General features: G+C 67.4%; 8 protein-coding genes. 4 read left to right on the top strand and 4 right to left on the bottom strand.

Translation table 11 applies throughout. The features are described from left to right. Positions 1-556, bottom strand: a 556-nt coding sequence (locus G5S38_RS14935; RefSeq protein ID WP_235929117.1) for a lysophospholipid acyltransferase family protein, incomplete at its 3' end; no start/stop codon positions are given. A gap of 127 nt (positions 557-683) precedes the next feature. On the opposite strand from G5S38_RS14935, the gene G5S38_RS14930 reads away from it, so the two are divergent. Then, a complete protein-coding gene (locus G5S38_RS14930) occupies positions 684-1,769 on the top strand; it encodes an S-(hydroxymethyl)mycothiol dehydrogenase (protein WP_165070331.1) in 1,086 nt (361 codons plus the stop codon). Beyond that, positions 1,769-2,401, top strand: a complete 633-nt coding sequence (locus G5S38_RS14925) for an MBL fold metallo-hydrolase (protein WP_165070328.1) — start codon at positions 1,769-1,771, stop codon at positions 2,399-2,401. Before G5S38_RS14930 ends, G5S38_RS14925 begins: the two co-directional genes overlap by 1 nt. Positions 2,402-2,443: 42 nt before the next feature. Here G5S38_RS14925 and G5S38_RS14920 read toward each other — a convergent pair whose 3' ends face one another. Then, on the bottom strand, positions 2,444-2,992 hold the full coding sequence (locus tag G5S38_RS14920) for a mycothiol transferase (protein ID WP_165070325.1): 549 nt from the start codon (positions 2,990-2,992) through the stop codon (positions 2,444-2,446). Positions 2,993-3,295: 303 nt separating this feature from the next. Here G5S38_RS14920 and G5S38_RS14915 point away from each other — a divergent pair, with 303 nt between their 5' ends. Next, positions 3,296-3,805, top strand: a complete 510-nt coding sequence (locus G5S38_RS14915; RefSeq protein ID WP_165070322.1) for a DUF6578 domain-containing protein — start codon at positions 3,296-3,298, stop codon at positions 3,803-3,805. On the opposite strand, the gene G5S38_RS14910 is transcribed toward G5S38_RS14915, so the two are convergent. Together G5S38_RS14910 and G5S38_RS14905 are read right to left on the bottom strand one after the other, a co-directional pair. Next, entirely contained in the window at positions 3,806-4,441 is a 636-nt protein-coding gene (locus G5S38_RS14910) for a hypothetical protein (RefSeq protein WP_165070318.1), read from the bottom strand. It lies immediately after the preceding gene. A gap of 162 nt (positions 4,442-4,603) precedes the next feature. After that, positions 4,604-5,929 carry an HNH endonuclease gene (locus G5S38_RS14905; protein WP_165070315.1) on the bottom strand — a complete coding sequence of 442 codons (1,326 nt, stop codon included), beginning with the start codon at positions 5,927-5,929 and terminating at the stop codon, positions 4,604-4,606. A gap of 219 nt (positions 5,930-6,148) precedes the next feature. Here G5S38_RS14905 and rpsO point away from each other — a divergent pair, with 219 nt between their 5' ends. Next, entirely contained in the window at positions 6,149-6,418 is a 270-nt protein-coding gene (rpsO, locus tag G5S38_RS14900; RefSeq protein ID WP_165070311.1) for a 30S ribosomal protein S15, read from the top strand. Positions 6,419-6,685: the final 267 nt, after the last annotated feature.

Raw genomic sequence — 6,685 nt, 5'->3', positions numbered from 1 at the left:
CCACGGTGATCGGGGCGCCGAACAGAAAGTGCCCCGGCACGCCGAACCGCTCGCGGAATGCGATGCGGCGGTTCTTGGTAAGCAGGCGGTGGCCGCCCCAGATAGCGACTGGAATGACGGGTACGCCCGCCTCTGCGGCGAGGCGCACCGCGCCGGTCTTGAATTCGCGCACCGTGAACGACGCGCTGACCCCGGCTTCGGGAAAGACGCCGACCAGTTCGCCGCGCCTCAGCGCCTGCACGGCCTGTGCGTAGGCCTTAGCGCCCGCGGTCATGTCGACCGAGATGTGGCGCATTCCGCGCAGCAGAAAGCCGACGCCCGGCTTGTCGAACGCGCCCTTCTTGGCCATGAAGCGGATGCGGCGCTTGTTGTGCATCCACGTCGCCCACTCGACGAGCGCGAATTCGAGGTAGCCGAAGTGCGTCATGGCGATGACCGCGCCGCCCGTCTGAGGAATGTTCTCGACACCGGAGGCACTGCGCTTCAGGCGCCAGAAGCCGAACAGGCCGCGGCCTGCGACGATCGCGGTGTCGTAGATGGGTTCCCTGCGCTGCACGGAACAAGCCTAGAACGCCCGCCTGCGCGTTACTCCCGCGGGGGGTGCGCCCGCCGGTGGCCGATTGATGATCTGATGTACTGGGCGCCCGGTGCGTCCCCGTCGATCCGAGAGGTGCGCATTCCCCATGGTCCATAGAGTCCAGGCAGTCGTGGTGCGGGCGAAAGACGCACCCGTCTCGCTCGAAACGATCCTCGTGCCGGATCCCGGCCCGGGGGAGGCGCTCGTCGATGTGCTGACGTGCGGCGTGTGCCACACCGACCTGCACTACACGCAGGGTGCGATCAACGACGACTTCCCATTCCTGCTCGGGCACGAGGCCACCGGCGTGGTCTCCGCGGTCGGGCCCGGCGTCACCTCGCCGAGCGTCGGCGACCGCGTCATCCTGAACTGGCGTGCCGTGTGCGGCGACTGTCGTGCCTGCCGCCGCGGTGAGCCGCAGTACTGCTTCAACACCCACAATGCGACGCAGAAGATGACGCTCGAAGACGGCACCGAGCTCACGGCCGCGCTCGGCATCGGCGCGTTCGCCGAGAAGACCCTGGTCGCGGCCGGCCAGTGCACCGTCGTCGACACCGAGGTCGACCCGGCGGCGGTCGGGCTGCTCGGCTGTGGCGTGATGGCCGGCATCGGCGCGGCGATCAACACCGGTGGCGTGTCTCGCGGCGACTCCGTCGCGGTGATTGGATGCGGCGGCGTCGGCATCGCCGCCATCCAGGGTTCCAAGCTCGCCGGGGCGACGACCATCGTCGCGGTCGACATCGACCAGCGCAAGGTAGACCTCGCGCTCACGCTCGGTGCGACCCACGGCGTCAACTCGTCCGAGGTCGACCCGGTCGAGGCGATCCGCGAACTCACCGGCGGCAACGGCGCCGACGTCGTGATCGATGCCGTCGGACGGCCGGAGACCTACCGCCAGGCGTTCTACGCGCGTGACCTCGCCGGCACGGTCGTGCTGGTCGGGGTGCCCAACCCCGAGATGACCATCGAGCTGCCGCTGCTCGACGTGTTCGGGCGCGGCGGGTCGCTGAAGTCGTCGTGGTACGGCGACTGCCTGCCGTCGCGTGACTTTCCCATGCTCGTTGAGCACTACAAGCAGGGCTCGCTCGACCTCGACGCGTTCGTGTCGGAGCGGATCGGGCTCGGCGATATCGAGGAGGCGTTCGGCAAGATGCATGACGGAACAGTTCTGCGTTCGGTGGTGGTGCTCTGATGGGCGACATCCGTATCGAGCACGTCGTCACGTCGGGCACGTTCTCTCTCGATGGGGGAACCTGGGAGGTGGAGAACAACGTCTGGCTCATCGGTGACGACGACGACGTGGTCATCATCGACCCCGCGCACGACCCCGCGACCATCGCCGAAGCCATCGGACAGCGTGAGGTCACTGCGATCCTGCTCACCCACGGCCACGACGACCACATTCGCGCGGTCGACGAGTTCCGCCAGCTCGTCGATGCCCCGGTGTTCCTCCCGCCGGCGGACCGCATGCTGTGGAACGAGGTCTTTCCCGAGACTTCGCCCGACGGCTATGTCAACGACGGCGACGTGTTCGAGATCGCGGGGGAGTCACTGCATGCGATCCACACGCCGGGCCACAGTCCTGGATCGACCTGCTACTACCTGCCGGAGGAGCGCACCCTGTTCTCGGGTGACACCCTGTTCAACGGCGGACCCGGGGCGACCGGACGCTCGTACAGTGACTTTCCGACCATCATCGAGTCGATCCGCGGGCACCTGCTGACCCTGCCGCCCGAGGTCGTCGTTCTCACCGGCCACGGCGAAGCGACGTCCATCGGCGCGGAGGCATCGCAGCTCGACGAGTGGATCGCCCGGGGGCACTGACCCGGTCGGTCATCTCTCGCGCTGGGTCGCTCACCCTGGCGGTCAGCCCGCACGTTCGATCAGGCCCCGCACGAAGGCCGCCTGGCCGATGTGCTGCGCGCAGTCGTCGATCACGCTGACGAGCCGTACCGCGAGGGTGACGGGCGGCGTCCACCGTTCGTCGACGATGGCGGCCACTGCGTCGTCGTCCAGTGTGGCTACGTAGGCGACCGTGCGCTGGTGCACAGCGTCGAAGTATTCCACGAGCAGTTCGGGGGAGTCGACCGAGACCGCCGCAACCTGTTCCGGGGTATGGCCGTACCCGGTGTCGTCGCGTTCGAGGTCGAATCCGAAGCGGTCGACCCAGCCGTCAGCGAGCCACAGTTGTTCCGAGCCGTCGGCTTCGGCGACATGACTGTCCTGTACTCGCGCCGAGTGCCACACCAGCCACGCGATCGTGTTGGCTTCGGTGTCGACGCGGTGGGCGAGCTGCGCGGGGGTCAGGCCGTCGACGGCCTCGCGGGCGCCGTCGCGCGAGCGCGTGAGGCCGTCGATCAGGATGCCGCCCGCCGTCGTGAGCGGGGTGCTGGGTGTCGATGGCGTCGCGGTCATGGCGTCTCCTGTGTGGGTGGGGATGGAGTCGGGGCTGGGGTTGCTGACATCGGTGGGGTAGCGGGAATAGGTGTAGTAGCTGCAATCGGCTGTTCCATCGGGTCGTGCGCTTCCGAACCAGCGAGTGCCCGGTTGTCGGTGGCTGATCCTCGCAGGTCCACGCTACCTCCGCGCCGAGTGCGGTCCGTTCCCATTGGTAGCCACTCCTCTGCCGGCCCCGCCGCAAACGGCCGCAATAGTCTGGTGGTGACGCTCCCGCCGGTCACTGCCCATCTCCTCCGTACCTATGACCACCCCGATGCCATGAGCACATTCCACTACTTCGGCACCTACCACCCGCTCATCGCGGGCCGATCGGGTTCCGACGAGCACGCGATTGCCGAGCCCGCCGACACGGTACCGCCGCCCGGACCGCACGACCTCGACGTGTGGATCACGGAGTGGCAGGTCGCAGAAGATCGCACCGAGATCTCGCTCGGCGAGCAGGTCGAGTGGATGCTGGTGCCGATGGACCAGGACTGGATCGACCGCCTCTTCGCTGACCGTCGACACATCCAGTGGCAGGTCGACACCTACGCCGATGTCGGCCGCGATCCTTCAGACCCGAGGGAATACGTGGCACTCACCGGACGGGTGTCGCGGATAGACCAGATCTCGGTGCGGTACGTGCAATCCGAAGATCCGGCAGTCCGCGGGTGGGTGCCGGTGACCGGCGGGGCGACCGAGCACAGTGTGCTGAGCTTCGGCACTCCGCGTGCGCACCACGGCCGTCTGGTCGGCTGGATCGTGAGGGTGCAGCACGAAGGCTGTTAGCTACCGCCATCGAATGGGGGCGCGCGCTCGTCGCCTGCTCATCACGTAGCTGGTCGGAAGGTACACACACAGGGACAGGATGAACAGGGTAGTGAGGCCCAGTCCACCGAGGGCGATGGGGAGCAGAAGGTCCCGCTCACCACCGAGCAACAGCGCGAGCAGAACGGCGAAGCCCGTGCCAATCACGCCGACTGCCGCTGCGATGCAGCTCAACTCCACGAGATCCTCTATGGAGAACGAATCGTCGCTGACGTCGCCGAGTTGCTCGTTCCCCTCGTCGAAGAGGCGGCGCTCCTCCTGCAGGTACTCCGCGAGCTCGACGATCGCACCATGTGGGTCGTAGTCGCTCGGGCTCATGGTCTTCGGTATCTCCAGCGATCGGAGGATGCCGTCCGGATCGTCCCTGTTCGTGCGAACCAGATATCGCGCGAACAGCCTGCGCTCCTCGACGGTCGACCCGTCCGCGACCAGAAGCCCCCAACGTCCCGCCTGGTCCAGGCTGCACCTCGACCGATAGCTTTCGGCCAGTGCCCTACGCGCTGCCTGGTCGAGCGGCGCCGCACGGAGCCGGGCGCGCCACACTTCCCGTTCAGCCCGGAGAGCGTTTCGTGCGGCCTCGCGGGTATCCAGATCCACGGTGCCAGTGTGGCAGTCGCGTGGCGCTGTCATGACGAATCAGAACCCCACCTTCGGGGCGCGGTGAACTGGCGAACGGCACTAGCAACGAACTAATGAGGTGAGAGGCACCACCGACCAGTAAGCCGGCAGCAGCAACAACAGGCGCGGTAGCCGGCAGCGTCAGACCCGCAACACCGTCGTCGGGTCACTGGAGTAACTCCGCCCGGTAGGCGACGTCCAGCTAAACACCCCGTTGCCCGCCGAGCGCACGAGCCAATCCGTCTCGTGCTTGAGGCGGTGGTGGGCCCGGCACAGGTGCGCGAGGTTGTCGTGCGAAGAGCTGCCGCCGTATTGGCGGTCGACGGTGTGGTCGAGGTCGCAGCGGCGCGCGGGCTGCGAGCACCCCATGAATCGGCAGGTGCCGTCGCGCACCCGCAGCCACCTCTTCAGATCGGCCGGAACCGCGAATTGTTGCTTGCTCACCGACAGAACCGCACCGGTGTGCGGATGGGTGAGGATTCGCGTGAAGCTCGTCGCGGTGCGGGTGATCTCCCGCGCGGTGTCGGGGTCGATGGGCCCGTATCCATCGAGCTCCGCGGGTTCGTCAGACAGGCCGAGCAGCGTGAACACCGGCACGGTGATCGACACCTGCGCACGTGTGCCGAGGGCGACACTTCCGTCGTCCAGCGCGGGGGAGGTGCCCGCGATCAGCAGGTTGGAGCCGAGGTCGGTTCGCAGCTGGTCTAGTGTGCGCGGATCGCCCGCCCTGCGGAACGCCTCGGCGTCTGCGGTAAGCCGGTCGTGCGCGGCAGCCGCGGTCGCGGCGGGCATGAAGAAGGTCAGGTACGACATTCCGTCGCGGGCCGGCTCGACGAACACTCGCCGGGAATCGCGGGCCTGCCGATGCCGAACCGCAATGGACTCCGGATGCCGCCGCTCGCGTATCGCGCGCGCCTTGCGATGCAGGTGCGCGACGGTGTGCGTTCTCGCGTACGGCACGAGGTCACGTTCGAACTGCCCGCGAGCCTCCTCGGGGAGGGAGTTCGCGTGCTCGATGATCTTCTGCGCGTGTCGATAGGTGATGGCGCCGGTACGCAACGCCGCCATGGTCTCCGGCAACTCGTGCATCAGCGACTGGCTCTCGGTGAGCATCTGGTTGACCGAGAACTCCGGCAACCGGATGGCGCAGGCGATCTCGGCGGCGATGCAGCGACGGGCGCGCTCCGCAATGGACCACGCGGGGCCCGCGGTCGCGTTCGACCCCGAGAGGCGCTCGCCGCGGGCATGTTCGAGGGCCTCGGTGACCTGTCGTGCCTGGTCGACCAGCGCGGCCCGCACCGCGCTCGCCGCAGCGAGCATTCGCTCGGCGGCCGAGAGCGAATCGAGGAGGAAGTCGAGGGTGCCCTCGAGTGCCACCACGGGAGCGGAGTCACCCAACCCGAAAGCAGCGCCGGGATGTGCGGCGTCACGCGAGGCCGCGGTGTTCGTGGAGATCGTTCCATCCATAACCCCAGTGCACCAGCAACCACCGACATTCCCGTGCCGAGGACCCGGGTGGAAAGACGCGGGTCGCGACTCCAGCAGAACCCCGCCGACCTCCACCCATCCGCGCCACCCCCTCGACCTGCTAAGCTCCCAAGGTTGCCGTCCAACGGCCGCGGATAAAGAGAGCCGCTCCACTTCCGGAGCCGGCGCCGCGCAACTGACTGAAAGGGGATCCCATCTATGGCACTCGAAGCCAACATCAAGAAGGCGATCATCGACGAGTACGCTACCCACCCCGGTGACACCGGATCTCCTGAGGTTCAGGTTGCAATGCTGAGCCGCCGGATCAAGGACCTCACCGAGCACCTCAAAGAGCACAAGCACGACCACCACTCACGTCGTGGACTGCTTCTGCTGGTGGGACAGCGTCGCCGCCTCCTGGGTTACCTCCAGGACATCGACATCGACCGCTACCGTGCGCTCATCGAGCGCCTCGGACTGCGTCGCTAGTCAGGCAACTCTTCGCTGATAGCGCGAACTTCTTCTCGGCAGGCCGTCACACTTGGGTGGCGGCCTGCCGCAGTTAACACGACCCGCACCGGCGACGATCGCGACCGCGACCCGCCCGACCCGCGACCCGCCACCCGCCACCCGCCCGACCTGCCACCAGCCCGACCCCCCGCCCCCATCCGCGTCCGGCTCCTATACACAACTGACGCCGCCGCCGAAGACGGTAGTGTAAAACCCGTGGGCCGCCGTACTCTTGACAAAAAAACA

The organism is Marisediminicola senii (genome assembly GCF_011057645.1).
GTDB lineage: Bacteria > Actinomycetota > Actinomycetes > Actinomycetales > Microbacteriaceae > Marisediminicola > Marisediminicola senii.
Note: the sequence above shows the minus strand (reverse complement) of the source record. Positions and strands in the feature narration are given on the sequence as shown.